The sequence below is a fragment of the Streptomyces sp. NPDC018693 genome (assembly GCF_044391385.1).
In the GTDB taxonomy this organism is placed as follows: domain Bacteria; phylum Actinomycetota; class Actinomycetes; order Streptomycetales; family Streptomycetaceae; genus Streptomyces.
Genome location: NZ_JBIRZZ010000009.1, coordinates 292405 through 317895, shown reverse-complemented (window position 1 = coordinate 317895; position 25491 = coordinate 292405). Strand labels below are relative to the sequence as shown.

Sequence of the window (25491 nt, the reverse complement as noted above, 5' to 3'; positions counted from 1 at the left end):
ACATTTTGTTTGTGTGGGGGCTTTTAGCCCCCTGCCGGTTTTTAACCCCCCCCCCGGCCCCCCCCCCCCCCCCCCGGGCCGGGCGGGCGCCCCCCCCCCCCCCCCGGGGGGGGGGGGGGGGCGCCCGGCCGGTGAGCGCGGTGCGCGGTCGTGCGCTTACGCGGCCACGGGCTGCTTCTTCTCCGCGGTGGCGGCCGCGGTGGTGTCCGCAGGCTCGGGGGACGCGGTGCCGGGTGCCGGCTTGCGCATGCCCTTCAGGAGGACGACGAGGGCCGTGGTGACGCAGACGCCCGCGGCGATGGCGACCAGGTAGAGCAGCGGGTTGCCGATCAGCGGGACCACGAAGACGCCGCCGTGCGGGGCGCGCAGGGTGGTGTCGAAGGCCATCGCCAGGGAGCCGGTGACCGCGCCGCCCACCATGGAGGTGGGGATCACGCGCAGCGGGTCGGCCGCGGCGAACGGGATCGCGCCCTCGGAGATGAAGGAGGCGCCGAGGACCCAGGCGGCCTTGCCGTTCTCGCGCTCGGTCTGAGTGAAGAGCTTGCTGCGGACGGTGGTGGCCAGGGCCATCGCCAGCGGCGGGACCATGCCGGCCGCCATGACCGCGGCCATGATCTTCATCGCGGAGTCGCTGGGGTCGGCGACGGCGATGCCGGCGGTGGCGAAGGTGTACGCGACCTTGTTGACCGGGCCGCCGAGGTCGAAGCACATCATCAGGCCGAGCAGGGCACCGAGGAGGATGGCGTTGGTGCCGGTGAGGTCGTTCAGCCAGTTCGTCATGCCCTGCTGGGCCTCGGCGATGGGCTTGCCGATGACGACGAACATCAGGAATCCGACGACCGCCGAGGAGAGCAGCGGGATCACGACCACCGGCATGATGCCGCGCAGGGCCGGTGGGATGTTCACCTTCTGGATCGCCATCACCACGCCACCGGCGATCAGACCGGCCACGAGACCGCCGAGGAAGCCGGCGTTGATGGTGAGGGAGATGGCGCCGCCGACGAAGCCGGGGACGAGGCCGGGTCGGTCGGCCATACCGTAGGCGATGTAGCCGGCCAGGACCGGGACCAGGAACCCGAAGGCGGCTGCGCCGATCTGGAAGAGCAGCGCCCCCCAGCTGTCCACCTCGGTCCACACGAAGTGGTCCATGACGGACGGCGCCTTGTTGATCTCCCAGCCGCCGATCGCGAAGCCGAGGGCGATGAGCAGACCGCCGGCGGCGACGAACGGGACCATGTAGCTCACGCCGGACATCAGCCACTTGCGGAGCTTGGTGCCGTAGCCCTCGCCGGAGTCGCCGGCGCGCTCGACCGGCGTGCCGGAGCGGGCGGGCGCCCCCGCGCTCACCTCGCCGCGCGCGGCCTTGTCCCGCACGTCGGCGATGAGTTCGGCGGGGCGGTTGATGCCCGCCTTCACGCCGACGTCGACGGTGGGCTTGCCGGCGAAGCGGTCCTTGTCGCGGACCGGGACGTCGTGGGCGAAGATCACGCCGTCGGCCGCGGCGATGACGGCGGGGTCGAGCCGGGTGAAGCCGGCCGAGCCCTGGGTCTCGACGACGACCTCGACGCCCGCCTCGCGGCCGGCGTTCTCCAGGGACTCGGCCGCCATGTAGGTGTGGGCGATGCCGGTCGGGCAGGAGGTGACGGCGACGATCCGGAACGGCCGGTCGTCGTCGGCCTGCGCGCCCGGCTCGTCCGCCGTGCCGGCCGCCGTGCTGACCGCTGTGGCGCCGACGGAGGCCGCCGCCGGCGCCACAGCGGAGTCTTCGGAGTTCTTGGCGACGTTCACGGCGCCCTGAGAGGCGCTCGCACTCTCCTCAGCGCCGTCCTGCGCGCCGCGCGCGCCCTCTGCGGACTCCCCCGGCGTCTCCTCACCACGGATCAGCGCCACCGCTGCCGCCGCGTCCGTCACCGACCGCAGCGCGGAGGTGAAGTCGGCGTTCATGAGCTGTCGGGCGAGGGACGACAGGATCGTGAGGTGGGCATCGTCGGCGCCGGCCGGTGCGGCGATGAGGAAGATGAGGTCGGCGGGGCCGTCCGCGGCACCGAAGTCGATGCCGGCGGCGCTGCGGCCGAAGGCGAGGGTCGGCTCGGTGACGTGGGTGCTGCGGCAGTGCGGGATGCCGATGCCTCCGTCGAGGCCGGTCGGCATCTGGGCCTCGCGGGCGGCCACGTCGGCGAGGAAGCCCTCCAGGTCGGTCACCCGGCCCTGGGCCACCATGCGTTCGGCGAGGGACCGCGCCGCTGCTTCCTTGGTGTCGGCGGACAGGTCGAGATCGACCAGGTCCGCGGTGATCATGTCGCTCATCGCGGGCTCCTTCGCACGCGTATCGCCCGGGTCGTGGGGTGGGCGGGGGAGGGGACGGGGGTGCTGTGGGGAAAGTGGGCGGAGGCGGGGCCGGGGAAACCCCGCCTCCGCGGGGCGGCGGTACGGCCGGGGAAGCCATGCCGCCCGTCGGAAGCGGCGAGTAACGGGAAGCCTCGCCGCTCCAGGGCCAGTTCGGCCGGCTGAGCCGACTCGGCCGGTTCGCGGGGTGTCGTACGAGCGCTCATGACACCGGCTCCTTCAGTTCACGGTCCACCGGCACCTCAGAGGTGACCGTCACCGCCGTCGGGTCGAGGTCGGCCGGGGTCGGCATCACGCTGCCCGGCAGCTGAACGGCGGCCGCGCCGTGCGCGACGGCCGAGGCGAGCGCCTCCGGGCCGCTGCCGCCCGCGATGAGGAACCCGGCGAGCGAGGAGTCACCCGCTCCGACATTGCTGCGAACGACGTCGACGCGCGCGGTGGCGAACCAGGTACCGGCGTCCTCCACCAGGAGCTGGCCGTCGGCGCCCAGGCTGGCGAGCACGGCGCGCGCGCCCATGCCGCGCAACTCCTCGGCCGCCTTCACGGCGTCGCCCACGGTCGCCAGGGGGCGCCCGACGGCCTCCGCGAGCTCCTCCGCGTTCGGCTTCACCACGTCGGGCCGCGCGCGCAGCGCCTCCAGCAGCGCGCGCCCCGAGGTGTCCAGCGCGATGCGCGCGCCCCCGGCGTGCGCCCGCGCGACCACATCGGCGTACCACGACGGCGCAAGCCCCCGGGGCAGGCTCCCGCAGCACGCGATCCAGTCCGCGTCCCGCGACTGCTCACGCACCGTCTCCAGAAGGAGCTCCTGCTCGGCGGCCGACAGCTCGGGCCCCGGCGCGTTGATCTTCGTGAGCACCCCGTCGGACTCCGCGAGCGCGATGTTCGAGCGGGTGGCGCCGGCGACCGGCACGGGCGCGACCTCGATGCCCTGCGCGTCGAGCAGATCCGCCACGAGCGCCCCCGGCGCACCCCCCAGGGGCAGGACCGCGACCGTGCGCCGCCCGGCGGCCGCGACGGCGCGCGAGACGTTCACGCCCTTGCCGCCGGGGTCCATGCGCTCGCCGGTGGCGCGGATGACCTCGCCGCGCTCCAGCGCGGGCACCTCGTAGGTGCGGTCGAGGCTCGGGTTGGGGGTGACGGTGAGGATCATGCGCGTACTACTTCCGTACCGCCGCGCTCGATGGCGGCCGCGTCGTCGGGGCTCAGCCCGCTGTCGGTGATCAGCAGGTCCACGTCGCTCAGGTCGCCGAAGCGGGCGAAGTGCTCCTGGCCGTGCTTGCTGGAGTCGGCGAGGAGGACGACACGGCGGGCGGCGGCGATGGCCGCGCGCTTGACCGCGGCCTCGGCGAGATCGGGGGTGGTCAGACCGTGCCCGGCGGAGAAGCCGTTGGCGGCCAGGAACAGGACGTCGGCGCGGATCTCGCCGTATGCGCGCAGCGCCCAGGCGTCCACAGCGGCGCGCGTGCGGTGCCGTACGCGCCCCCCGATCAGATGGAGCTGCATGCCCGGGTGGTCCGCGAGGCGGGCGGCGATGGGCAGCGAGTGCGTGACGACGGTGAGGTCGGCTTCCAGGGGGAGGGCGGCGGCGAGGCGGGCGACCGTGGTGCCGGCGTCGAGGATCATCGTGCCCTCGGCGGGGAGTTCGGCGAGGGCCGCCTTGGCGATGCGGTCCTTCTCGTCGGTGGAGGTGCCCTCGCGTTCGGCGAGGTCCGGCTCGAAGTCGAGGCGTCCGACCGGTATGGCACCACCGTGCACCCGGCGGACCAGGCCGGCGCGGTCGAGGGCCTTCAGGTCGCGGCGGATGGTCTCCGCCGTCACCTGGAACTCCTCGGCCAGTGAGACGACGTCCACGCGACCGCCGTCACGGGCGAGCCGCAGGATCTCCTGCTGCCGCTCCGGTGCGTACATGTCCGTTCGCCTCCGAATCATGCCCGAACTTGTGGTTTCGCTTGGAGGCTACGCCCGGTTTTCCGGAAAGTAAACAGGTTCGGGCCTTATTCGGGCATGATCGGACTTTCGGCCCTGCCCGGAGATGCCGTCCGGCCAGGCGGGCAGGGCCACAGGGCCCCACCGTCGCTTCCACCGCGGCTTCCCCGGACATGGCGAAAGGGCCCGGCGCCGACCACTGGAACCTAAGCCGACACCGAGCCCCTCGACAGGAAGCGCCGGCTCAGCGCATGAGCTCCCGCTCCCGTTCCCCGGAGGGGGCCGCCTCCGGGGAGTCCACACCGTCCACGGCGTCCACGGCACCCACCGCACCCACGGCATCCACGGCATCCACGGAAACCACACCAGCCATGGAGTCCACGGCATCCGCACCGCCCTCCAGGTGCTGCGCCGGCCGCTTCGGCAGGGCGAACATCAGCAGGAAGATCGCACCCATCACCACGGCCACCCACACCAGCGCGTGCTCGAAGGCGTTCATGAAGGCGGGCCCCACCTGCTCGGGCGTGAGCCGGTCGGCGATCTGCCCGAAGAAGACGACCGACACCAGGCCGAGGCCGAGCGCGTTGCCCATCTGCTGCACGGTGCTGATCAGCCCGGACGCCGAACCGGCGTGCTCACGCGGCACGTCGGAGAGCACCGCGTCGGTCAGCGGGGCGACGATCAGCCCCATGCCGAGACCCATCACGGTCAGCGGCAGCGCCATCTGCCAGGAGGTGACGCCGAGGCCGTACCGGTCGGACTCCCACAGGTAGAGCAGCACACCGACGGCCATGATCAGGGCGCCCGCCTGCAGCACCCCGCGGCCGAAGCGCGGGACGAGCTTCTGCACCGACAGCCCGGCCGCGACCGACACGGCGATCGAGAACGGCACCCCGGTCAGACCGGCGCGCAGCGGGCTCCAGCCCAGGCCGGTCTGCATGTAGAGCGTCCAGACCAGGAAGAAGATGCCGAGGGCGATACCGAACACAGTCTGCACGGCGATTCCGGCGGCGAAGCTCTTCACCCGGAACAGGGACAGCTCGATCAGCGGCGAGCCGTCGCGGACGGCCTTGCGGCGCTCGTAGGCGATCAGCGCGACGAGCACGCCGAGGGCGCCGGCCATCGAGACGTACCCCCACAGCGGCCAGCCCAGCTCATGGCCGCGGGTGAGCGGGTAGAGCAGCATCAGCAGGCCGAGGGTGACCAGGGCGACGCCGACGAGGTCCAGCTTGAGCGCCCGGGGCGCCTTGGACTCGGTGATGAAGCGGCGGCCGAGGAACAGTCCGGCGATGCCGACGGGCAGGTTGATCAGGAAGATGGGCCGCCACTCCAGCCCGAACAGGTTCCACTCGGTGAGCAGGGCGCCGAGCAGCGGCCCGGAGACCGCGCCGAGGCCGACGATCGCGCCGAACAGGCCGAAGACCTTGCCGCGTTCGTGCGCGGGGAAAGTGGCGTGCACGATCGACAGGACCTGCGGGACCATCAGCGACGCCATCGCGCCCTGCAGGATCCGGGAGGCCACGAGCATCTCCGGGTTCGCGGCGAGGCCGCACAGCGCGGAGGCGACGGTGAAGCCGCCGATGCCGATCAGGAACAGCCGCTTGCGGCCGTGGATGTCACCGAGCCGACCGCCGGTGATCAGGCCCGCGGCGAAGGCGAGGGCGTAGCCCGCGGTGATCCACTGGATCTGGCTCCAGGTGGCGCCCGATTGCTGGCGGATGGAGGGGATGGCGATGTTGACGATCGTGACGTCGACCAGGTCCATGAAGGCCGCGGTCATCACGATGGCCAGCGCGATCCAGCGGGAGCGGGAGGGCTCCGTCTGGGTTTCTGTGGCGGGTTCGGCGCCGGTCGGGTGTGGCTGGTCGCGCTCGCGCGGCGGAGCCGCATCTGTCGCAGCAGCCCCGCGCCCCTCAAGGGTCGGTTCGGTGGAGGTCATGAGTTCAAGCTAGGGGCGTATTAGGCCAGGTCTTGACCTAATGCTGCGGCATTCTCAGATGCATGACGACTGACACTCCGGCTCGGCTTCTTCAGTTGCTCTCCCTCCTCCAGACCCCCCGCGAGTGGCCCGGCAGTGAGATCGCCGAGCGGCTCGGGGTGTCGCGGCGTACGGTGCGGCGGGACATCGATCGGCTGCGCGAGCTGGGCTATCCCGTGCAGGCGACGCACGGCGCGGACGGCGGGTACCGGCTGGTCGCGGGGAAGGCGATGCCGCCGCTGGTGCTGGACGACGAGGAGGCGGTGGCGATCGCGGTGGGCCTGCGGGCGGGCGCCGGGCATGCGATCGAGGGCGTGGACGAGGCGTCGGTACGGGCGCTGGCGAAGCTGGAGCAGGTGCTGCCGACCCGGCTACGGCACCGGGTGAGCACACTGCAGGCCGCGACCACGGCGCTGACCAGCGGCGACGGTGCGAGCGTCGCTCCCGAGACACTGACGGTGATGGCGTCGACGGTGGCGGGGCGGGAGCGGCTGCGGTTCGCGTACCGGGCGAAGGACGGGACCGAGTCGCGGCGGCTGACCGAGCCGTACCGACTGGTGTCCACGGGGCGGCGGTGGTACCTCGTGGCGTACGACCTCGGGCGGGAGGACTGGCGGACGTTCCGCGTCGACCGGGTGCGGGAACCGTTCGCGACCGGGGCGCGGTTCACTCCTCGGGAGGTGCCGGAGGGCGGCGAGGCGGAGTACCTGCGGCGGTCGATCCGGGGGCCCGAGCGCTACGACTACGAGTTCGACGTCGAGTTCGAGGCGAGCGCGGACGCGGTCGCGGAGCGCCTGCCCGGGTTGTTCGGCCGGCCCGAGGAGGTGACCGAGGGGCGGTGCCGGCTGCGGGGCGTGACCAGCGAGCCGGTCACCTGGATGGCGGTACGGCTGGCCATGACGGGCCACGACTTCACCGTACGGGCGCCGGAGGAACTGGTGGTATGTGTACGGGAGTTGGGTGGGCGGTTGAGCAGGGCGGCGGGTGGGTGAGCCCCACCCGGGCCACTCCGGCCGGACCCCGGCAGCTCCCCCAGCCCAGCCCCTGTCCGCCCCCAGCCCAGACCCCGTCCGCCCCCAGCCCGGACCCCGTCCGCCCCCCAACCCCGGACCCCGTCCGCCCCCCAACCCGGGCCTCATCACCCCAGCCCGGCCCCCGTCAACCCCCGCTCCCCCACTCGAACCCCCGCAACGCCGCCAGATGACGCAACGCCAGTTCCGCCGGCCCGCCCGGTCCCGCAGGCGGGGCGTCCCCCTCGGCCCAGACCTCCACGGCGACCCGTACGGCGGCGCTGGCCACCGCGGCCGTGAAACGCGGGGTGCCCGGGGCCAACTCCGGGGATTCGGAATCCCCGGAGCCCGGGGCGAACTCCAGGGATTCCGAACCCCCGGCAACGTTGTCTCCCCCATCCCCCGCCCTGCTCGACCGCACCCGCCCGGCGAGAATCTCCCCCAGCGTCTCCTCCGACCCCCGGCAAACCTCCGCCCACACCTTGCGCAGGGCCGGATCGGTCAGGGCCAGCCGGATCAGGGTCCGCAGCCGCTCCCAGGAGGACGCCGAGACGCCCAGGCCGGGGGTGAGGGTGTGTCGTACGGCGTGCTCCAGGGCCTGCGGGACGGACAGGTCCCCCGGCGCGTAGCGAACCGCCTCGGCCCAGCGCTGGGCACCCGCCGCGTAGAGCGGGGCCACCGCCTCCTCCTTCGTCGCGAAGTAGCGGTAGAAGGTGCGCGGGGCGATTCCGGCGGCCTGGGCGATGTCCTCGGCGCGGGTGGCCCGCAGGCCGCGGCTCATGAAGAGGCCCGCCGCCGCTCGTGCGATCTCCATCCGGGTCTCCGCCTTGCGCCGCTCCGTGAGGGTGGAGGGGGCGGTGAGGTTGCGCGATGGAGGGGTGGAGCTTGTCACATCGGCAGGCTATGCCCTTGTGGCAGAATCTGCCATCCGGGCGGGCCACCCCGGAGTTCAGGTACGGGGTGGCCCGCCCTTCCATGCCTGCGCGAGCCCGGACCCGACCCAGCGCAAACCAGACCCCGCCCCGACGCAAAGGAGCCGGGCTCCGGCACCCGGGGGGACAGGCGCCGAAGCCCGGCTCTGGGAGAGTCCCGGCGCCGGGGGGGGATTGCGTCGGGACTTGGTTCAGGTGGCTTCGAAATATGACTTCAAGGTGTGACGTCAACGTGTGACGTCAACGTGTGACGTCGAGGCGTGACGTCACGGTGTGACATCGAGTTGTCGGCCGCGAGGTCGTTCCCCTGGGCTACGAGGTCCGACCTGTGTCGAACTCCCGTGCCCTGAAGGGTTGTTCCCCGGGTCGCCTGGCTTAAGCGACGCTAGATGGCCATGTTTGCGCGGGCTTTCGCCACCCGGCGTACGCCAAGGGCAAGCGCCCGCGCGTGCGCGTGTCGGTCAGGCCGCCGCCTCGAAGCCGGTGTCGCGGGCCAGCTTCTTCAGCTCCAGCAGCGCGTGCTTCTCGATCTGGCGGATGCGTTCGCGGGTGAGGCCGTGCTCCTTGCCGACCTCGGTGAGCGTGCGCTCCCGGCCGTCCTCGATGCCGTACCGCATCTTGATGATGGACGCGGTGCGCGGGTCGAGGCGGTCGATCAGGCCGTCCAGTTCCTCGCTGCGCAGCAGGGTGAGGACGGACTGCTCGGGCGACACGGCGCTGGTGTCCTCCAGCAGGTCGCCGAACTGGGTCTCGCCCTCGTCGTCGACCGACATGTTCAGCGAGACCGGGTCGCGGGCCCAGTCCAGGACGTCGGTGACGCGCTCCGGGGTGGAGCCGAGCTCGCCGGCGATCTCGGCGGGCTCCGGTTCGCGGCCGTGCTCCCGGTTGAACTCGCGCTGCACGCGCCGGATCCGGCCCAGCTCCTCCACCAGGTGGACGGGGAGGCGGATGGTGCGGGACTGGTCGGCGATCGAGCGGGTGATGGCCTGCCGGATCCACCAGGTGGCGTAGGTCGAGAACTTGAAGCCCTTGCGGTAGTCGAACTTCTCGACCGCGCGCACCAGGCCGGCGTTGCCCTCCTGGATCAGGTCGAGCAGGGGCAGGCCGCTGCGGGGGTAGCGGCGGGCCACGGCGACGACCAGGCGCAGGTTGGAGCGGATGAAGACGTCCTTGGCGCGCTCCCCCTCGGCGACCAGGGCCTCGAGCTCCTCCTTCGAGGCGTCGGCCTGCGACTCCTCGTACCCGTCGAGGACCTGCCGCGCGAACACACCCGCCTCGATGATCTGCGACAGCTCGACCTCCTTGGCTGCGTCGAGCAGCGGTGTGCGCGCGATCTCGTCGAGGTACATGCCGACCAGATCGCGGTCGGCGATCTCGCCGCCATGGGCGCGAACACTGCTTGCCGCGTCGGCCGTCTCGCCGGTGGCGGACTGACGACGGGCGACGGCACGGGTTGCCATGCGTGCTCCCTTGCGAATGGAGGTCCCCCCGCTCGAGCGAGGCCGAGAGTGGGGGAGGGTCAGCGGGTGGTCCTGGACGCCGGTCTTCCGTGGCGGCGGGGCCCCTGGGCGACTCCCCTGGGGGCTCTCCGACTCTCCTCGGGTGCCCGGCATCCGATGGAAACAACGACTGGAATCAGGACAGAATTCCCAACCCGTTCCCCTATTTTTCTGATCATGCAGTACCCTGTGCGGCCACATGAGGAGGCCCGGTGTCGTCGGAACGTACAGAGGTGCAGGTCAGGCCGGGAGTCGAGGGGGACCTCGCAGCCCTCACGGACATCTACAACCACTACGTACGTGAGACGCCCCTCACATTCGATACCGCCGTTTTCACTCCGGAAGAGCGCCGCCCTTGGCTGCTCTCCCACCCTGAAGACGGGCCGCACCGGCTGATGGTTGCCACGGACACCGATTCACAGGAGATTCTGGGTTACGCCACGTCCGGCCCGTTCCGCGGGAAGCCCGCCTACTCGACCTCCGTCGAGACGACGATCTACGTCGCCCCGGACGCGGGCGGCCGCGGCCTCGGCACACTCCTCTACAAGGCCCTCTTCGAGTCCCTGGCCGGCGAGGACCTGCACCGCGCCTACGCCGGGATCGTCCAGCCCAACGAGGCGTCCGCGCGCCTTCACGAGCGCTTCGGCTTCCGGTATGTCGGCACGTTCCGCGAGGTGGGCCGCAAGTTCGGGCGCTACTGGGACGTGGCCTGGTACGAGAAGGACCTGTGAGGACGAGCGGACCTGCCGGCCGGCGACCTCCTGGTCATCCGAACTGCACGGACCGCTTCGCCATTCCCATCCAGAACCCGTCGATCACCGACCTCTGCGCGCCCTGCTCACCGTCGGCCTCCGCCGCGCCCATGGTCACGAAGAGCGGCGCGAAGTGTTCGGTGCGCGGGTGGGCGTAGCGGCCGGCCGGGGCCTTGTTCAGGAAGTCGAGCAGGGCGTCCCAGTCCCGTGCCTCCAGCGCGCGCCGACCCCAGTCGTCGAACTCGGACGACCAGCTGGGCACGCCGGGCCCGGTGTGGCGCAGTGCGGCCAGGTTGTGGGTGAAGAAGCCGGAGCCGACGATCAGCACACCCTCGTCGCGCAGGGGGGCGAGGCGCCGGCCGATGTCCATGAGCCTCACGGGGTCGAGGGTCGGCATGGACACCTGGAGTACGGGGATGTCGGCGGCCGGGAACATCTCGGCCAGCGGCACGTACGCGCCGTGGTCGAGGCCGCGGTCGGGGATGTCCTGGACGGGGGTGCCGGGGGCGCGCAGCAGCTTGCGTACGGACTCGGCGAGCGCGGGGGCGCCCGGGGCCGCGTACTGGACCCGGTAGTAGTGCTCGGGGAAGCCCCAGAAGTCGTAGACGAGGGGGACGGTCTCGACCGCGCCCAGGGCGAGCGGGGCCTCCTCCCAGTGGGCGGAGATCATGAGGATCGCCTTGGGGCGGGGCAGGCCGGCCGACCAGGCGGCGAGTTCGCCTGGCCAGATCGGGTCGTCGGCGAGCGGCGGCGCGCCGTGGCTGAGGTACAGGGCGGGCATGCGCTCCGGGGCGGCGGCGGACATGGCGGTGACTCCCTCCAGCGGTTCACCCTTGGAGGCGAGCGAACCACTGCTTTAAATCTAAAGCATTAACGGATCCATACCCTACGCCCTGTTTGTTTAAGTTTCAAGGATGGTGCCCTTACAGTGGGACATATGAACACGGCACCCTCTTCCGCGCACGACGACGAGCCGCAGTGGCTCACCGCCGAGGAGCAGCAGGTCTGGCGCGCCTATCTGCACGCCACGACCCTCCTCGAGGACCACCTCGACCGACAGCTCCAGCGGGACGCGGGCATGCCGCACATCTACTACGGCCTGCTCGTCGGCCTCGCCGAGGCCCCGGGCCGCCGGCTGCGCATGACCGAGCTGGCCATGAAGTCGAAGATCACCCGCTCCCGTCTGTCGCACGCCGTCGCCCGTCTGGAGAAGAGCGGCTGGGTACGCCGCGAGGACTGCCCCGACGACAAGCGCGGCCAGTTCGCGGTGCTGACGGACCCCGGCATGGAGGTGCTGCGCCGTACCGCGCCGGGCCATGTGGCCGCCGTACGCCAGGCGATGTTCGACCGGCTGACGCCGGAGCAGCAGAAGGCCCTCGGCGAGATCATGCAGATCGTCGCCGAGGGCCTGCAGCCCAAGGAAGCGGGCGCGGACCTGCCCTGGCTCCGCTGAGTCGGCGGAGCCAGGGCAGGTCCCGGGGGCGTACGTCGAGGGCGTCCCCTCCCTCGGACGTACGCGGGTCATTTCCGAAGGGGTACGACAGCGGTACGACGGGGTACGGCGGTCGGCGCCTCAGTGGGCGACGACCGGCACCAGCACCTCGTCCTCGGCGCCCTCGCCGGAGCCGGTGACCACGCCGGTGCCGGGGCGGCCGGCGTTGACGAAGGTCATGGCGATCGCGGCGGCCACGACCAGGATGCCGACGGCGAACCAGATCGCGCTGGTGTAGCCGTGCACCATGCCCTCCAGCTGGACCAGCTGCTGCTGCGTCCGGGAGCCGGCGGAGGCGATGTGGTCCGTGATGTACGCGGTCGTCGCGGACGCGGCGATCGTGTTCAGCAGGGCCGTACCGATGGCGCCGCCCACCTGCTGCGAGGTGTTGACCATCGCGGAGGCGACACCGGCGTCCCGCGGCTCGACGCCGTAGGTGGCCAGGGACATGGCGGGCATGAACGCCGTGCCCATGCCGAGGCCGAGCAGCAGCTGTGCCGGCAGCAGCAGGGCCAGGTACGAGGAGTCGACCTCCAGCTGGGTCAGCATCAGCATGCCGAGGGCGGCGACCAGGAAGCCGGGGCCCATCAGCAGACGGGGCGCGACCCGGGTCATCAGGCGGGTGCCGATCTGCGTGGAGCCCACAATCATGCCGACGATCATCGGCAGGAAGGCGAAGCCGGTCTTGACCGGCGAGTAGCCCTTCACGATCTGCAGGTAGTAGGTCAGGAAGAGGAACAGGCCGAACATGCCGATGATCGCGAGGCCGAGGGAGAGGTAGATCCCGCCCCGGTTGCGCTCGGTGACCACGCGCAGCGGCAGCAGCGGGGCCTTGACCTTGGCCTCGACGAGGAGGAAGGCGATCAGCAGGACGGCGGAGGCGATGAACATGCCGACGGTCAGGGAGTCGCTCCAGCCGTCGGACTCGGCGCGGGTGAAGCCGTAGACCAGCGCCACCAGGCCGAGGGTGGACAGGACGACGCCGGGGATGTCGAGCGGGGAGCGGTTGCGGCCGCCCTCCGGCTCACGGATGACGAAGTAGGCGCCGGCCGCGGCGACCACGGCGAACGGGATGTTCACGAAGAACGTCCAGCGCCAGTCCAGGTACTCGGTGAGGAAGCCGCCGAGGATCAGACCGACGGCGCCGCCGCCACCGGCGATCGCGCCGTAGATGCCGAACGCCTTGGCGCGCTCCTTGCCGTCGGTGAACATCACCGCGAGCAGCGAGAGCGCGGCGGGTGCGAGCAGCGCGCCGAACACACCCTGCAGCGCACGGGCGCCGAACATCATGGCCTCGTTGGTGGCCGCGCCGCCCAGCGCGGAGGCGGCGGCGAAGCCGGCCAGGCCGACGACGAAGGCGCGCTTGCGGCCCCACAGGTCGGCGATCCGGCCGCCGAACAGCAGCAGACCGCCGAAGGCGAGGGCGTAGGCGGTGACGACCCACTGCTTGTTGCCCTCCGATATCCCCAGGTCCTGCTGGGCGGAGGGCAGCGCGATGTTCACGATGGTGGCGTCGAGGACGACCATCAGCTGGGCGAGCGCGATGAAGACGAGCGCTTTCCAGCGGTTGGCGTCGGGCGCCTTGTCGAGCGCGCCGGGAGCCGTTGAGGCTGTTTGAGACATGGTGGTACCCACTCCGGGACTTCGGGACTTCATGACTTGATGACGGAAAAAGGGACGCGCGGGGCGCCGGACAAACAGACGGTCGAAGAGCGCGGAACTAATCGCTCGCAGGACTGATCACTCGCGGAACTATTCGGTCAGGGCCGGCGCAGATCCTCCACGGTCATGGCCGTCCCGGGCAGTTCGGAGCGGGCCGGGGCCCGCAGTCCGTCCAGGAACAGCTGCAGATGGCGGTGGACGAAGCGGTCGGCGTTGACACACTGGGTGCCGACCGGGGGCCGGCTGAGCTGGGCCACCGCGAGCACCACGTCGAAGACCCCGACGTCCGCACGGAGCTGACCGGCGGCCTTGGCGCGGTCCATGACCCGTGCGATGAGCCGCTCGGCGCGGTCCCGGGCGGCCTCCAGGTCGGGGTGGGCCTGGTCGAAGGTGCTGGAGATCATCGGGCACAGCGCGCTGATGCGTTCGTCGGCGGCGGTGTGCACGAAGCGCTCCAGCGCCCCGAAGGCGTCCCCGGTCTCGGTGAGGGCGTCCTCGGCGGCCCGCGAGGTGCGGTCCATGACCGAGCAGACGACCTCACGCACCAGCGCGTCGCGGTCGGGGAAGTTGCGGTAGACCGTGGCGTTGCCGACGCCGGCCCGGCGGGCGATGTCGTCGAGCGGCACGTCGGGGCCGTGTTCGACGAAGAGCTCGCGGGCGGCGGTGACGATCCGTTCCCGGTTGCGCAGGGCGTCGGCGCGCGGCCGGGGTGCCTTGCGCGGCGCGGGCGCCGGGTTCGTCAGGGTCTGCACGACGGTCTCCCGATGATGACTGAGCTGCGAGCTGCGATCCGGGGAAGCTGTCCCCGTTTCGCTCGGACACATGGCTAAACGGGGAAGGGGTCCCCGGTTATTTCCCGTCTCCGAGACTTTTTCGGTGTGACCTGAGTCACCCATCCATTACTCCCGAGTAACCCACGATCGGCCGCTCCAGCGAGCGCCCTCGCATGTCACGGGCAGAGGGTGACCACAAGGGTGCAGCCGGTGACCTGGGCTGCCCGGACCGAAAGGCCCCGCATACCGAGAGGCCCCGCATACCGAGAGGCCCTGCATACCGAAAGGCCCCCGCATGCAGCCGCAGCCGCCTGCCAGCCGTCGGATACGCCCCCGCTCCCGCCCCCGCCGTGTGGCCGCACTCGCCTCCGTGACCGCGCTGACCCTCGCGCTGGGTACCGCGGCGGGCGCCGGGCGCCTCACGGCCACCGGCCCCACCGTGCTCGGCCAGGGTCCGGCGTCACCGGCCCACTTCTCCGCCCTCGCCCCCTGCATGATCAGCGGCGACACGACCGTGCAGATGTCCGAGGGCATCCCGACGTCCGGGGGCTACTCCCGCTCCACCGGCCGGGTGCGCGCCCTCACCCTGATGATCGACTTCCCGGACGCGCCGGGCCGGGGCCGGGCGATGAGCCGCTTCCGCGAGTTCTTCCCGCAGACCCGGCAGTGGTTCCACACGGCGTCGTACGGCCGCCTCGACTACGTCCCCGAGACGCCTCTCCCACACTGGCTGCGCATGCCGAAGCCGTTCCCCGCGTACGGCATAGAGCGCGGCGCGCCCTTCGACCCCGGCTACCGGGAACTGGTCGAGGACATCGTGGCCACGGCCGACTCGAAGGTGGACTTCCGCCGCTACGACCTGCTGAACGTCCTGGTCACCCCGAACGCGGGCCCCTCCGCCCTGGACACGGTGCTGTCGGTGACGTTCGCCGGCAACACCGAGGCGCCCACGGCCGACGGTGTGCCGCTGGCGAACACGTCCTTCGTCTACTCCCGCCAGGACGACGGCTCCGGCTCCTACGAACGCACCGGGTACCGCGTCCTGCCGCACGAGAACGGCCATGTCTTCGGCCTGCCCGACCTCTACACCCAGGAGGGTGGGGGCGCGGTCGGCCACTGGGACATCATGAGCGAGGACTGGGGGGCCAACAACGACCTGCTCGGCTGGCACAAGTGGAAGCTGGGCTGGCTGGACGCCGACCAGGTCGCCTGCGCGGTCGGCCCCGGCACGAGGGAGTACTCGCTGACCCCGCTGGCCCGGCGGGGTGGCCCTAAACTGGTGTTCGTGCCGGTGAGCGGGCGCTCCGGATACGCGATGGAACTGCGCACACCCGAAGGCAACGACGAGGCGGTGTGCCGGCCCGGGGTCCTCGTCTACCGGGTGGACGCCACGATCGACACGGGGATGGGCCCGGTGACGGTGCACGACTCCCGCGAGGACAGCGGGGGCTGCACCCGCATGCCGAACGTCCACGCCGAACTGTCGGACGCTCCCTTCGCACCCGGGGAGACCTTCGAGGACGCCGGGCGGGGCATCCGGATCACGGTGGTGGCGGCGGACCTGAACGGCACGTACCGGGTGCGGGTGACGCGGGGGTAGCGGGGCGGGGGACCGGCAGGTGGCGGGGCGGGAGACCGGCAGGTGGTTGGGCGGGAGACGGGCGCGCAACGGCCACGGCCGACCGACAGATCGCAGAGGCGGACGACCGGCACCCCACCGCCACGGCCGACCGGCCACGACCCGGCCACAGGTGACCGGGCACGTCGCGGCCACGGGTGACGGACAGGTGGCGGGTCGTGCACGACTACCGTAGGGCTGCCGCAGCCGCCGTACCGGAGAACAGATGCCCGAGCAGACCAGCCCGCAGGACGAGCCCGGTGCCGTACCCGCCGAGGCGGTCGCACCGCTGATGCGCGGGGTCGCGGTACTTCGGGCGCTCACGGTGGTGGGCGGCACGGAGAGCCTCAGCGGACTGGAACGGGCCACCGGCCTGGCCCGCGCCACGGTCGACCGGATCACCGCGACCCTGGCGCGCATGGGGTACGTCCGTCTCGACGGCCGCGACGCGACCCTCACCCCCCGTGTGATGGAGCTCGGCAACGCGTACCTCGCCGCCCTGCGCCTGCCCGCCCTCCTCTCCTCACGGGCCGACGCGCTCGCCGACGAGCTCGACGAGTCGGTGTCGCTGGCGGTCGCCGACCGGGACGGCATCCGCTTCATCCACCAGGCGACCCGCCGCCGCGCGATGTCCCTCAGCTTCCGCATCGGCGACCTGCTGCCCGCCGAACGCACCGCGCCCGGCCCGCTCTTCGCCACCGAGTGGACCGACGCCGACTGGTCCCACTGGCGCGCCCGCCGGGCCGCGGACCCGCGGGACGCGGGCTTTCCGACCGTACCGCCGCGTGAACGACCCACAGCCGACGAGGAGTTCGTACGACGAACCAGGCGGGCGGCGCTGGACGGGTACGCGGTGGACGACCAGTTGATCGAGCCGGGGCTGGTGGCGGTGTCGGTGCCGGTGCGGGAGCCGGGCGCGGGAGGGCGGATCGCGTGCGTGGCGAGTGTGGTGAGCCACACCAGCCGGCACCCGGCCGACGAGCTGCGCGGCGCGCTGCTGCCCCGGCTGCGGGATGCGGTGACGGCCATGGAGGACGACCTGCACGCGACGGCGCCCGCACGGCCGGGCCCCGCACCGGCGGGGCTGGCCCTGTGGACCGGGGCGTCCAAGCAGGAGCTGGGCCGGGAGTTCGTCGAGTCGCTGGCGCGCGGCCTGACCGTGCTGACCGCCTTCGGCGAGGACCGGGCCGCGCTGACCCTCGCGGAGGTGGCGAAGGCGACGGGGCTGGCGCGGGCCACGGCACGGCGTGCGCTGATCACCCACGAGTACCTGGGGCTGGTGGCCGCGACACCGGAGGGACGGTTCGCGCTGACCCCCCGGGTGCTGGGCCTGGGCTTCCCGCCCCTGTCCCGTACGACGCTCCCCCGCATCGCGCACCCGCACCTGGCGGCGCTCACGGAGCGGATCGGGGAGTCGACGTCGCTGGCGGTGCTGACGGAGACCGGGGACGAGATCCAGTACACGGCACGGGCGACCGCGCGGCACGTCATGCGCGTGGACTTCCCCGTCGGCAGCCGGCACCCGGCCAGGGCCACATCGGCAGGGCGGATCCTGCTCGGCCTCACGGCGGAGCCACTCGTCGACGAGGACCCGGAGGAGGGCCTCCGCGCCCTCGCGGTGCCCGTCCGCGACCGTACGGGCCGGGTGGTCGCCGCCCTCAACACCGCGGCCCACGCGGCCCGGCGCACCCCCGACGCATGCCTGCGCGACCTGCTACCCGAGCTGACCGCCACCGCCCACGCCATCGAGTCCGACCTGCGCACGGCCGGCCGCTTCACCCGCGTACCGCTGCTCTGACGGACTCGATCCCGCCGGCGTCCCACGCCGCCGACGTCACGGGCGCGGCCCTCCACGTCGCCGCCCTCAAGTACGGCACGCTCACCCTCGTCCAGTGCCTCGGCGCCCTCACCGCCCTCACCGCCTTCGCCGCGGTTCCCCTCGGCACCCGTGCGGCCGACGGCGCGTCACCCTCACCGAACGGCCCGGCGTCGGAAGACGCCCTGGGAGCTGTTCCATGATCAACGGCGATCTGGGGCCGGCGGTCCCGAGCTCGGCTTCACGCCCGCCGCGTGGACGGACTTCGTGACGCACGCGGGGGCGAGGTGTCAGCGGCCCGCCTGCAGCGCGGTCCACGTGGCGGCGCCGACTTTGCCGTCCACCTCCAGGCCACGGGTCTTCTGGTAGGAGGTGACCGCGGACTCGGTGCCCGAGCCGAAGACGCCGTCGATGGTGACGGTCTTGCCGAGTGCGGCCGTCAGGGCGCGCTGGAGTCGCTTGACGGCCTCGCCCGTGCTGCCCCGGCTGAGGATCGGCCGGTCACCGGCGGAGAGCAGCGCGGTCCAGGTCTTCGGGCCCACCTCGCCGTCGGGGTTCAGCTTCCGTGACGTCTGGAATGCCTGCACCGCGCTCAGCGTCGCCGGCCCGAACTGCCCGTCCACGGAGCCCGGGTCGAAGGACTGCGCCTTCAGCAGCGTCTGCAGCGCCTTGACGTGGGCACCGGTCGCGCCGCTGATCAGCGTGGGGTAGGAGCTGAAGCTGATGCCGTCCACGCTGCCCGAGGTGCCGCCGACGAGCTGCATGTAGTAGGTCCAGTTCCAGTGCGGACCGGGGTCGGTGTGGTCGTTGTCGGGGAGGTCGTTGTGGCCGACGATGTGCGCCCGGTCCTTGGGGATGCCGTAGGTGTCGCACAGGTGCTTGGTCAGGGCGGCCGAGGAGCGGTACATCGTGTCGGTGAACCAGCTCGGGTTGTCCACCCAGCCCTCGTGCTCGATGCCGAGGGAGGACGAGTTGGCGGAGCGGGCGTGCCAGGCGGTGTCGCGGTTGCGGACCATCTGGGTGACCTCGCCGTCCGAGGAGCGGATCACGTAGTGCGCGCTGACGTTCGAGGACGGGTTCTGGAACCAGCTGATCGCGCCGGCGTACGAGCCCTGGGTGACGTGGACGACGACCTTGTTGATCGAGGCCGAGCGCCCGGACGTGTAGTTGGTCGACGAGGCGGGCACCCAGCGGGCCGGCCCGTAGTCGGTGCTCTGGACGGAGAGCTCGGCCTGGGCGTACGCGCCCTTGTCGGGGCTGACGGGCTGTCCGACGACGACGACCTCCTCCGTGCCGCGGGGGCCGCCCGGCCGGGCGAGCAGACCGTCCGCGAGGAAGCCGTAGACGCTGTCCGCGTACAGGGCGGCGGCCTGCTGGCCGGCGCCGCTGTAGCGGGCGACGGCCGCGTACCAGGCGCCCGGGTCGCGGCGCTCGGCGGCGTTCAGCCCGAGGTCGTCGGCGTAGGAGCGCAGGACGGCGGCGGCGCCGTCGATGTTGGCGGCGGTGTCGGTACGCAACCGGGCGAGCGAGTGGCCGGTGAGCGCGGCGGCCTCGCTGAGGGTGCGGTTACGGGGGTTGTCGGTGAGGTGCATGACGCCGAAGCCGTGCGCCTGGCTCGGGGCGCCGTCGTGGCCGTCGAGGTGGGTCTCGCTCCAGCCGAGGGCGATGAGCAGGTCGCGCGGCACGTCGTGGCGGGCGGCGGCCTCGGCGAAGGCGCGGCCGACGGGGCCCTGTCGGGCCCGGTCGGCGGTGGCGTGCGGTGCGGGGGAGGGGATCGCGGCGGCGGGCACCGAGGTGAGGGTGAGTCCGCAGAGGGCCGCCGCGACCAGGGTCGCCGTGGTGAGGCGTCGACGGGTTGTTCTCGTGCGCAGGGACATGGCGGGCTCCTGAGAGTGGTGGGACAGCGGTCGCTCGTGCGCGAGGCAGGGGGAGGTTCAGCCCTCGCCGTAAGGCCGAATGGAGGTGTGGTCACGGCAGTGGCGCGATCCCAACTCGCCCTGGAACCAAGCACCTTGGCACATCGATCCTATGGACGCGCCCAGGTCAGGTGGCCGCAGGAACATGCCAGGTGTCTGCAGGAACATGCCAGAAGGTGTTCATCGAGCCGCTGGTCACCGCGGGGAAGCAGTCGTCCGGTGATCATCGGCGTGGCGGTCCTGGCCGCCGGCGCGCACGACAACGAGGCCGGCATCGCCCTGCTGAACCAGGTGGCCGAACGATGCGGGACGTGCCGGAGCCCGTGGGGCCACGGCTGCGACACGCCCGGTCCGGGCCGGTTGCAGCATCCTGCCTGTCCGTGACGGGCCGCCTCGGCGCTCGCAGCATGCTGCCGCGCAGCGCGCCCCCGCCGGCGGACCGGTGATGCCAAGGTGGTTTCGTGCCACGGGGGCACGATGCCCATCGGCATCGATGACACAAGGAGACGACGATGACCAGGCGCACGTCCGGCACCAGAGCCGTGAAGATCGCGACCGCCTTCGGAGCGACGGTGGCAGCAGCGCTGCTCACGACCGTGGGTGCCGTTCAGACGGCCACGGGCGTGACCACGGCCCAGGGATTCGATCCCGAGCCTGCCAACCCCGACCTGCCGACCTGTTGGGTGAACGGCTGGCAGGAGATCATCCACGACTGTTCCAAGTGACTCCCGCGACCGGCACCTGCCGGGACGGTTCCGGGAACGCGGCCTGTCACAACCAGCCGCGTTCCCGGGCCAGGAGTGCGGCGTGCGCGCGGTTCTCCGCGCCCAGCTCGTTCATCAGGTCCGCTACGTGGCGCCGGTAGGTCCGCAGGGAGACGCCCACGTCACGGGCCCGGGTCTCGTCCTTGGCGGCGGTGCACATCGACTCCAGGACCCGGCGCTGCACTTCGGGCAGTTCCGGCTCGGTCTTCGCTGCGTCCGACGTGCATTCCGTGAAGTCCCGTGCCGACTCCCACAGCCGCTCGAAGCGCTCCACGAAGTTGGTGACCAGAGCGGCCTCGCGCGTGCACAGCGCGCCCTTCGAGCTGTCCCGCGGGTCGAGCGGCACCAGGGCGGTGTGCCCGTCGTAGACGAGGATCAGCTCGCTCAGGTCGTCCAGGACGCGTATCCGGGCGCCCGCCGTGGTGAGTTCCCACAGATAGGCGACGGTCGCCGGGTCGTCCAGGGCCTCCTTGCGGACCAGGTTGCGCAGGCTCACCCCGCGGCGCAGGCAGCGCAGGTCCAGCGGACGTGAGTGCTGGATGTTCTCCGGCGTCAGTGCCGTGTACGGCTCCGCGCCGAGTACTTCGGTACGGGCGAAGAAGGCCAGCTCGTCGATGAGGGCCCGGATGCGGGACAGGTCGGTGACGCGCTCCACCGCCGGTGCGCCCTCCGGATTCTCGTCCGGTGCGGGCCGGGAGCGTTCCCCGCCGAGCGAGTCGAGGATCGGCTTCAGGTGGGTCAGGGCCCGGATGTCCTGGTAGAGCGACTCCAGCCGGCGCTCGGCCAGCCGGGGCACCACCTGCTCTGGGTCGAGGGGCCAGGCGAGCAGACCCTCCATGCGGATCATCCGGCGCTCCCGCAACCGGTTCACCGCGTTCACGACGTCCTCCCGCTCGCGTCTCAACAGCAGGTAGATGCTGGAGAGTTCGGTGCCGGGGTTGCGGAGCAGATGGCGATAGACGTCCTCCTCGACGGTGGTCAGACCGAGTGGTTGCATCGGGTGTGCTGCCATCGCCGCCCTCTTCAATCCGGTCACCCCGGGCGGGGTTCTTCAGGTCCGTACGTTGCCTCAGGTTTCTTGCCCGTTTCTTGCACAGACGTTGAATATTGAGCAAGATCTGTCCGAGCCAGGAGGAATGGGCGGCGCGCTCCGCCATGGCACGGGGGACTCGGATGGCCGTGGAGATCTCGGTACTTGGTGACGTGCGGGTTCTCCTCGACGGTCGGGCGGCCGACCTCGGCCACGCACGGCGCCAGTGCGTCCTCCTCGCGCTCCTGGTCGACGCCGGCCACGTGGTGCCCGTCGACCGGCTCACCTACCGGGTGTGGGGCGCGTCGGCGCCCGCCGGAGCCCGGCAGGCGCTGTACAGCTACCTTTCACGACTGCGCCGCGCTCTCGCTCCCGCCGGGGACCGGGCCGCGATCGAGCGCAGGCCGGGCGGGTACCTGCTGCGTCTCGACACCGAGACGGAGGCAGCCGTCGACCTCCACCGCTTCCGCCGCCTGGTGGAATGTGCCCGGCGCCGCCCGGACGGTGGCGGGGAGCCGGCGGTCCGGCTGCTGGACGAGGCACTCTCGCTGTGGCACGGTGACGCCTTCGCCGCCCTGGACAGCCCCTGGCTCAACGAGTTGCGGGTCACCCTCCACCAGGAGCGGCGCAGGACGGAGCTGCACCGCAACGACCTGATGCTGCGTCTGGGGCGGCAGGCGGAGATCCTGCCCGGTCTCCTGGCCCTGGCGAAGGAGGACCGGCTCGACGAGCGGGTCACCGCGCAGCTGATGCGGGCACTGCACCAGGAGGGACGGTCGACGCAGGCCCTCGAACGGTACGAGGCCGTGCGGCGAAGGCTGTCCCGCGAGATGGGAACGGCCCCCGGCCCGATGCTGAGAGCGGTCCACCTCGGCATCCTGAACGCCGACCCGGCCCCCGACAGGCCGCCCGGCGCCCTTCCGACGCCGGGAGCACGGGACGACGGACGGCATCCGGTCACCGTCACCCCCGGCCAACTGCCGCCCGCCCCCGCTTATCTGACGGGCCGGGACGACGCCCTCGCGGCCCTGGACGAGGCGGTCGGCCGCCCGGTGGGCACCCCACGCCTGGCCGTGGTCTGCGGTCTCGGTGGATCCGGAAAGACCTCGTTGGCGCTGCGCTGGTCGCACGACAACATCGCCGCGTTCCCGGACGGACAACTGCATGTGGACCTGCGCGGTTTCGATCCGGAGGGGGAGCCGCTCGACCCGTACCAGGTGGTGCGCGGCTTCCTGGCCGCGCTGGGCGTCGGCCCGGGCGCGATTCCCGCGAAACCGGAGGCCCAGGTCGGCCTCTACCGCAGTCTCGTCGCCGGCAGACGCATGCTGATCGTCCTCGACGACGCCCGTGACCCCGGGCAGGTCCGTCCCCTGCTGCCCGGGACGCCGTCGTGCGCGGTCGTCGTCACCAGCCGCGACCGGCTCGACGGGCTGCGGGCGGCCGAAGGAGCCCGGCCGGTCGAACTGGGCCCCCTCACCGACGAGGAGGCGTACCGGCTGCTGGCCGCCCGGCTCGGCGCACGACGAGTGGCCGCCGAACCCGATGCGGTGGCCCGCATCGTCCGTGACTGCGGACGGCTGCCCCTCGCCCTCACGGTCGCCGCCTCCCGGGCCGGGGGCAGCCCTGGTCCGCCCCTCCGGCTGCTCGCCGCCGAACTGTGCGGAGTCAGGGGCCGACTGGACGTGCTGGACACGGGCGACGCGAGCACCTCCCTGCGTACCGTCCTCGACACCACCTGCCGCTCCCTCACCCCGCCCGCCGTACGGCTGTTGTGCCTGCTCGCCCTGGCGCCGGGCCGGGGTACCGGCCTGTCGGCCGCCGCGACGGCGGCGGGTCACTCCCCCTCCGTCACCCGCGGGCTCCTGCGTACCTTGGAGGCCGTCCACCTGGTGCGGCGCGACGGGGACGGCCGGTTCGTCCTGCCTGACATCGTCCGGGCGTACGCGGCGGAACGCGCCGAGACGGAACTGCGCGCAGGGGACGGCAGGCAGGTCCCGGACCGGTGCGCCGAGTGCCCCGGGAAGGCTGTCGCCCCGTCCTCACCGTGCCGATCCGTGTCAGCAGCCTGACACGGACGACACCTTCCGGGGCCTGCCCGCGGTGGCAGCTTCGGGTCACCGGAGGTCACATGCTGCCAGTCGCCGGGGCCCCGGACGCAGAGGTGCGATGGAAGGGTCGGTGCGTGAGCGGCGGCCCCGCCGGAGCGTATGTGGACGTGGACGTGGGCGCCGCCCTGCCCGCATTTCCTCTGATCGGAGAACCATGTCCTTGAACCTGGAGAAGACCCGGACGCTCGCCGTCACCCTGGGCGCCCTCGTTCTGGGGCTGACCGGAGTCGGCACCGTGCTGGCCCCGACCGCCTCGGCCGCCCGCGCGTACCCGGTGTGCAACACCACGATCAGCGTGGACAAGGGGACGTACATACTGCTCCGCGTGCCCTACGACTCGCTGCACCCCGATGGCGTCGCGTGCAGCCTGATGTACGGAGACACCGGTGGCGGTGTCAAGGGCCTGCAGCAGCTCCTCAACACGTGCTATGGCAAGAACCTGGTGGAGGACGGTCGGTTCGGTGACAGGACCAGGGCAGCTCTCCGCAGCGTGCAGACCACGATCGGCGCCGATCCGGACGGCATCTACGGTCCGCAGACGGCGGGGATGATCAAGAAGCGGGCGGCCAGCACCGCGACGGGCCAACCGATCGCCTGCCGCGTTTCCTGACCTCCGGCCGGCACGCCGAGGCCCCGTCGGCGGCGGGCGGGTTCCAGGAATCGTCGCACCACGTGGTCTTGTCGGTCTTGTCGATCAGACCGCGAGCAGTTCACGCACAACGCTCGGCCGAGGTTTCCCGGCCGAGCGTTCTGCGTGGGCGGCTGTCGCGCTCGGCGAGCCGCGCCGGCACCGGACTGGCAGCAAACTGCCGCCCGCGGTCCGAAGCTGCCACGGCGGGGCGCCCCCGCGGAGGCCGGCCGCTGCCATCGTTCTGCCCGGCACCGCAACAGCGTGTGCCGTATGCGCTCCCAACTCCGTTTCCCAGGAGACGACATGCTCAGCAAAGCAACGAAGGTCCTGCTCTCGTTCGCCATGGTCGCGACCGGCGTCGCCGCCGGGCTGACCGCCACCGCCGGCACCGCACAGGCCGCGTCCGACTGCGGCTCCCCGATCACCGGACTGCCGCTCGACGTGGGCGACGAGAGCACTTCCGTGAAGCGCGTCCAGGTGCGGGTCGCCGGCTTCGTGGACTCCGGCGAGGTGCTGTCCATCGACGGCGTCTACGGCTCCCGCACCAAGGAAGCGGTCAGGAAGTTCCAGGTGGCGTACGGGCTCAACGGGACCGGCGTGGTGAACAGCGCCACCCGCGACAAGATCTACGCGCTGCAGAGCTCCGACTGCACCCCGATCCACTTCAGCTACGCCGAGCTGAACAAGTGCAACTCCGACTGGTCGGGCGGCAAGGTCTCCGCCTCCACCGCGAAGACCAACGCGCTGCGGACCATGTGGAAGCTGGAGGCCCTGCGTCACAAGCTGGGCGACAACCCCATCACCATCACCAGCGGCTTCCGCTCCGAGTCGTGCAACACCGCGGTGGGCGGCTCCCCGTACAGCCGCCACATGTACGGGGACGCCGCCGACATGTGGGCCAGCACCGTCGCCACGCGCTGCTCGTACGCCATCGGCTCCAAGAAGGCCGGCTTCAGGGAGATCCTGAGCCAGGGCTACCCCGGTCACAACGACCACACCCACGTCGGCAACACCAGCACGCGTGAGTGGCACGCCCCGAACTGCTCGGGCTTCTGAGCCCCGGGCTCCCGGCCGGCGGGTCACGTCCGAACCCCCGTGTCACGCCGTGGCCCGGCGCCCGTTCGGGCGCCGGGCCACGGCCCTGCACCCCCCCCCCCGGGCCCACGGGGCCGCAACGCGGAGAAAACGAGTGCCAGAGCCGCCCGGAGGTGCACGGCCGAACGGCCGCGGCGCGCACC

Annotated in this window: 21 protein-coding genes; 10 read left to right on the top strand and 11 right to left on the bottom strand. The window is 72.0% G+C overall.

Annotated elements, in window-relative coordinates; genetic code table 11:
• Nucleotides 1–156 precede the first annotated feature (156 nt).
• From ACH5AC_RS24525 to ACH5AC_RS24510, 4 genes are all read right to left on the bottom strand, one after another.
• A complete protein-coding gene (locus tag ACH5AC_RS24525; RefSeq protein WP_398864206.1) occupies nucleotides 157–2307 on the bottom strand; it encodes a fructose-specific PTS transporter subunit EIIC in 2151 nt (716 codons plus the stop codon).
• A gap of 241 nt (nucleotides 2308–2548) precedes the next feature.
• A complete protein-coding gene (gene pfkB / locus ACH5AC_RS24520) occupies nucleotides 2549–3496 on the bottom strand; it encodes a 1-phosphofructokinase (RefSeq protein ID WP_398864205.1) in 948 nt (315 codons plus the stop codon).
• On the bottom strand, nucleotides 3493–4254 hold the full coding sequence (locus ACH5AC_RS24515; RefSeq protein ID WP_398864204.1) for a DeoR/GlpR family DNA-binding transcription regulator: 762 nt from the start codon (nucleotides 4252–4254) through the stop codon (nucleotides 3493–3495). Before ACH5AC_RS24515 ends, pfkB begins: the two co-directional genes overlap by 4 nt.
• Before the next feature lie 262 nt (nucleotides 4255–4516).
• A complete protein-coding gene (locus tag ACH5AC_RS24510; RefSeq protein WP_398864202.1) occupies nucleotides 4517–6211 on the bottom strand; it encodes an MFS transporter in 1695 nt (564 codons plus the stop codon).
• A 62-nt stretch (nucleotides 6212–6273) separates the two neighbouring features.
• On the opposite strand from ACH5AC_RS24510, the gene ACH5AC_RS24505 reads away from it, so the two are divergent.
• Nucleotides 6274–7242, top strand: coding sequence for a helix-turn-helix transcriptional regulator (locus ACH5AC_RS24505; protein ID WP_398864201.1), 969 nt, complete (start codon nucleotides 6274–6276; stop codon nucleotides 7240–7242).
• A 166-nt stretch (nucleotides 7243–7408) separates the two neighbouring features.
• Here ACH5AC_RS24505 and ACH5AC_RS24500 read toward each other — a convergent pair whose 3' ends face one another.
• Together ACH5AC_RS24500 and ACH5AC_RS24495 are read right to left on the bottom strand one after the other, a co-directional pair.
• Entirely contained in the window at nucleotides 7409–8074 is a 666-nt protein-coding gene (locus ACH5AC_RS24500; protein WP_398864231.1) for a TetR family transcriptional regulator, read from the bottom strand.
• Between the two features lie 579 nt (nucleotides 8075–8653).
• Entirely contained in the window at nucleotides 8654–9652 is a 999-nt protein-coding gene (locus ACH5AC_RS24495; RefSeq protein WP_398864200.1) for an RNA polymerase sigma factor RpoD/SigA, read from the bottom strand.
• 251 nt (nucleotides 9653–9903) lie between these two features.
• Here ACH5AC_RS24495 and ACH5AC_RS24490 point away from each other — a divergent pair, with 251 nt between their 5' ends.
• Nucleotides 9904–10422, top strand: coding sequence for a GNAT family N-acetyltransferase (locus ACH5AC_RS24490; protein WP_398864198.1), 519 nt, complete (start codon nucleotides 9904–9906; stop codon nucleotides 10420–10422).
• 34 nt (nucleotides 10423–10456) lie between these two features.
• Here ACH5AC_RS24490 and ACH5AC_RS24485 read toward each other — a convergent pair whose 3' ends face one another.
• Nucleotides 10457–11248 (bottom strand): dioxygenase, encoded by a 792-nt coding sequence (locus ACH5AC_RS24485; RefSeq protein WP_398864196.1) that lies wholly within the window; start codon nucleotides 11246–11248, stop codon nucleotides 10457–10459.
• A 132-nt stretch (nucleotides 11249–11380) separates the two neighbouring features.
• Here ACH5AC_RS24485 and ACH5AC_RS24480 point away from each other — a divergent pair, with 132 nt between their 5' ends.
• Nucleotides 11381–11896 carry a MarR family winged helix-turn-helix transcriptional regulator gene (locus tag ACH5AC_RS24480; protein ID WP_398864194.1) on the top strand — a complete coding sequence of 172 codons (516 nt, stop codon included), beginning with the start codon at nucleotides 11381–11383 and terminating at the stop codon, nucleotides 11894–11896.
• Between the two features lie 120 nt (nucleotides 11897–12016).
• Here ACH5AC_RS24480 and ACH5AC_RS24475 read toward each other — a convergent pair whose 3' ends face one another.
• Both ACH5AC_RS24475 and ACH5AC_RS24470 read right to left on the bottom strand, forming a co-directional pair.
• Nucleotides 12017–13558 carry an MFS transporter gene (locus ACH5AC_RS24475; RefSeq protein WP_398864191.1) on the bottom strand — a complete coding sequence of 514 codons (1542 nt, stop codon included), beginning with the start codon at nucleotides 13556–13558 and terminating at the stop codon, nucleotides 12017–12019.
• A 137-nt stretch (nucleotides 13559–13695) separates the two neighbouring features.
• Nucleotides 13696–14349 carry a TetR/AcrR family transcriptional regulator gene (locus ACH5AC_RS24470; protein WP_398864190.1) on the bottom strand — a complete coding sequence of 218 codons (654 nt, stop codon included), beginning with the start codon at nucleotides 14347–14349 and terminating at the stop codon, nucleotides 13696–13698.
• A gap of 316 nt (nucleotides 14350–14665) precedes the next feature.
• Here ACH5AC_RS24470 and ACH5AC_RS24465 point away from each other — a divergent pair, with 316 nt between their 5' ends.
• Together ACH5AC_RS24465 and ACH5AC_RS24460 are read left to right on the top strand one after the other, a co-directional pair.
• On the top strand, nucleotides 14666–15970 hold the full coding sequence (locus tag ACH5AC_RS24465; RefSeq protein ID WP_398864188.1) for a M6 family metalloprotease domain-containing protein: 1305 nt from the start codon (nucleotides 14666–14668) through the stop codon (nucleotides 15968–15970).
• A 244-nt stretch (nucleotides 15971–16214) separates the two neighbouring features.
• Nucleotides 16215–17786, top strand: coding sequence for a helix-turn-helix domain-containing protein (locus ACH5AC_RS24460; RefSeq protein ID WP_398864187.1), 1572 nt, complete (start codon nucleotides 16215–16217; stop codon nucleotides 17784–17786).
• Nucleotides 17787–18094: 308 nt separating this feature from the next.
• Here ACH5AC_RS24460 and ACH5AC_RS24455 read toward each other — a convergent pair whose 3' ends face one another.
• On the bottom strand, nucleotides 18095–19681 hold the full coding sequence (locus ACH5AC_RS24455) for a peptidoglycan-binding protein (RefSeq protein WP_398864186.1): 1587 nt from the start codon (nucleotides 19679–19681) through the stop codon (nucleotides 18095–18097).
• A gap of 258 nt (nucleotides 19682–19939) precedes the next feature.
• Here ACH5AC_RS24455 and ACH5AC_RS24450 point away from each other — a divergent pair, with 258 nt between their 5' ends.
• Nucleotides 19940–20104 (top strand): hypothetical protein, encoded by a 165-nt coding sequence (locus tag ACH5AC_RS24450; protein ID WP_398864184.1) that lies wholly within the window; start codon nucleotides 19940–19942, stop codon nucleotides 20102–20104.
• Nucleotides 20105–20232: 128 nt separating this feature from the next.
• Entirely contained in the window at nucleotides 20233–20445 is a 213-nt protein-coding gene (locus ACH5AC_RS24445; RefSeq protein WP_398864183.1) for a hypothetical protein, read from the top strand.
• A gap of 46 nt (nucleotides 20446–20491) precedes the next feature.
• Here the strand turns inward: ACH5AC_RS24445 and ACH5AC_RS24440 are convergent, their stop codons facing one another.
• Nucleotides 20492–21496, bottom strand: a complete 1005-nt coding sequence (locus ACH5AC_RS24440; RefSeq protein WP_398864182.1) for a helix-turn-helix transcriptional regulator — start codon at nucleotides 21494–21496, stop codon at nucleotides 20492–20494.
• A 161-nt stretch (nucleotides 21497–21657) separates the two neighbouring features.
• Between ACH5AC_RS24440 and ACH5AC_RS24435 the strand changes: the two genes are divergently transcribed.
• From ACH5AC_RS24435 to ACH5AC_RS24425, 3 genes are all read left to right on the top strand, one after another.
• Entirely contained in the window at nucleotides 21658–23583 is a 1926-nt protein-coding gene (locus tag ACH5AC_RS24435; protein ID WP_398864180.1) for an AfsR/SARP family transcriptional regulator, read from the top strand.
• A 193-nt stretch (nucleotides 23584–23776) separates the two neighbouring features.
• Nucleotides 23777–24232, top strand: coding sequence for a peptidoglycan-binding protein (locus ACH5AC_RS24430; RefSeq protein ID WP_398864179.1), 456 nt, complete (start codon nucleotides 23777–23779; stop codon nucleotides 24230–24232).
• Between the two features lie 324 nt (nucleotides 24233–24556).
• Nucleotides 24557–25309 carry a D-Ala-D-Ala carboxypeptidase family metallohydrolase gene (locus ACH5AC_RS24425; RefSeq protein WP_398864178.1) on the top strand — a complete coding sequence of 251 codons (753 nt, stop codon included), beginning with the start codon at nucleotides 24557–24559 and terminating at the stop codon, nucleotides 25307–25309.
• Nucleotides 25310–25491 lie beyond the last annotated feature (182 nt).

Bases quoted from the DNA above. Each gene is read 5' to 3' on its own strand.
- ACH5AC_RS24525 (WP_398864206.1), bottom strand. From the start codon at position 2,307: ATGAGCGACATGATCACCGCGGACCTGGTCGATCTCGACCTGTCCGCC.
- pfkB (WP_398864205.1), bottom strand. From the start codon at position 3,496: ATGATCCTCACCGTCACCCCCAACCCGAGCCTCGACCGCACCTACGAG.
- ACH5AC_RS24515 (WP_398864204.1), bottom strand. From the start codon at position 4,254: ATGTACGCACCGGAGCGGCAGCAGGAGATCCTGCGGCTCGCCCGTGAC.
- ACH5AC_RS24510 (WP_398864202.1), bottom strand. From the start codon at position 6,211: ATGACCTCCACCGAACCGACCCTTGAGGGGCGCGGGGCTGCTGCGACA.
- ACH5AC_RS24505 (WP_398864201.1), top strand. From the start codon at position 6,274: ATGACGACTGACACTCCGGCTCGGCTTCTTCAGTTGCTCTCCCTCCTC.
- ACH5AC_RS24500 (WP_398864231.1), bottom strand. From the start codon at position 8,074: ATGGAGATCGCACGAGCGGCGGCGGGCCTCTTCATGAGCCGCGGCCTG.
- ACH5AC_RS24495 (WP_398864200.1), bottom strand. From the start codon at position 9,652: ATGGCAACCCGTGCCGTCGCCCGTCGTCAGTCCGCCACCGGCGAGACG.
- ACH5AC_RS24485 (WP_398864196.1), bottom strand. From the start codon at position 11,248: ATGTCCGCCGCCGCCCCGGAGCGCATGCCCGCCCTGTACCTCAGCCAC.
- ACH5AC_RS24480 (WP_398864194.1), top strand. From the start codon at position 11,381: ATGAACACGGCACCCTCTTCCGCGCACGACGACGAGCCGCAGTGGCTC.
- ACH5AC_RS24475 (WP_398864191.1), bottom strand. From the start codon at position 13,558: ATGTCTCAAACAGCCTCAACGGCTCCCGGCGCGCTCGACAAGGCGCCC.
- ACH5AC_RS24465 (WP_398864188.1), top strand. From the start codon at position 14,666: ATGCAGCCGCAGCCGCCTGCCAGCCGTCGGATACGCCCCCGCTCCCGC.
- ACH5AC_RS24460 (WP_398864187.1), top strand. From the start codon at position 16,215: ATGCCCGAGCAGACCAGCCCGCAGGACGAGCCCGGTGCCGTACCCGCC.
- ACH5AC_RS24455 (WP_398864186.1), bottom strand. From the start codon at position 19,681: ATGTCCCTGCGCACGAGAACAACCCGTCGACGCCTCACCACGGCGACC.
- ACH5AC_RS24445 (WP_398864183.1), top strand. From the start codon at position 20,233: ATGACCAGGCGCACGTCCGGCACCAGAGCCGTGAAGATCGCGACCGCC.
- ACH5AC_RS24440 (WP_398864182.1), bottom strand. From the start codon at position 21,496: ATGGCAGCACACCCGATGCAACCACTCGGTCTGACCACCGTCGAGGAG.
- ACH5AC_RS24435 (WP_398864180.1), top strand. From the start codon at position 21,658: ATGGCCGTGGAGATCTCGGTACTTGGTGACGTGCGGGTTCTCCTCGAC.
- ACH5AC_RS24430 (WP_398864179.1), top strand. From the start codon at position 23,777: ATGTCCTTGAACCTGGAGAAGACCCGGACGCTCGCCGTCACCCTGGGC.
- ACH5AC_RS24425 (WP_398864178.1), top strand. From the start codon at position 24,557: ATGCTCAGCAAAGCAACGAAGGTCCTGCTCTCGTTCGCCATGGTCGCG.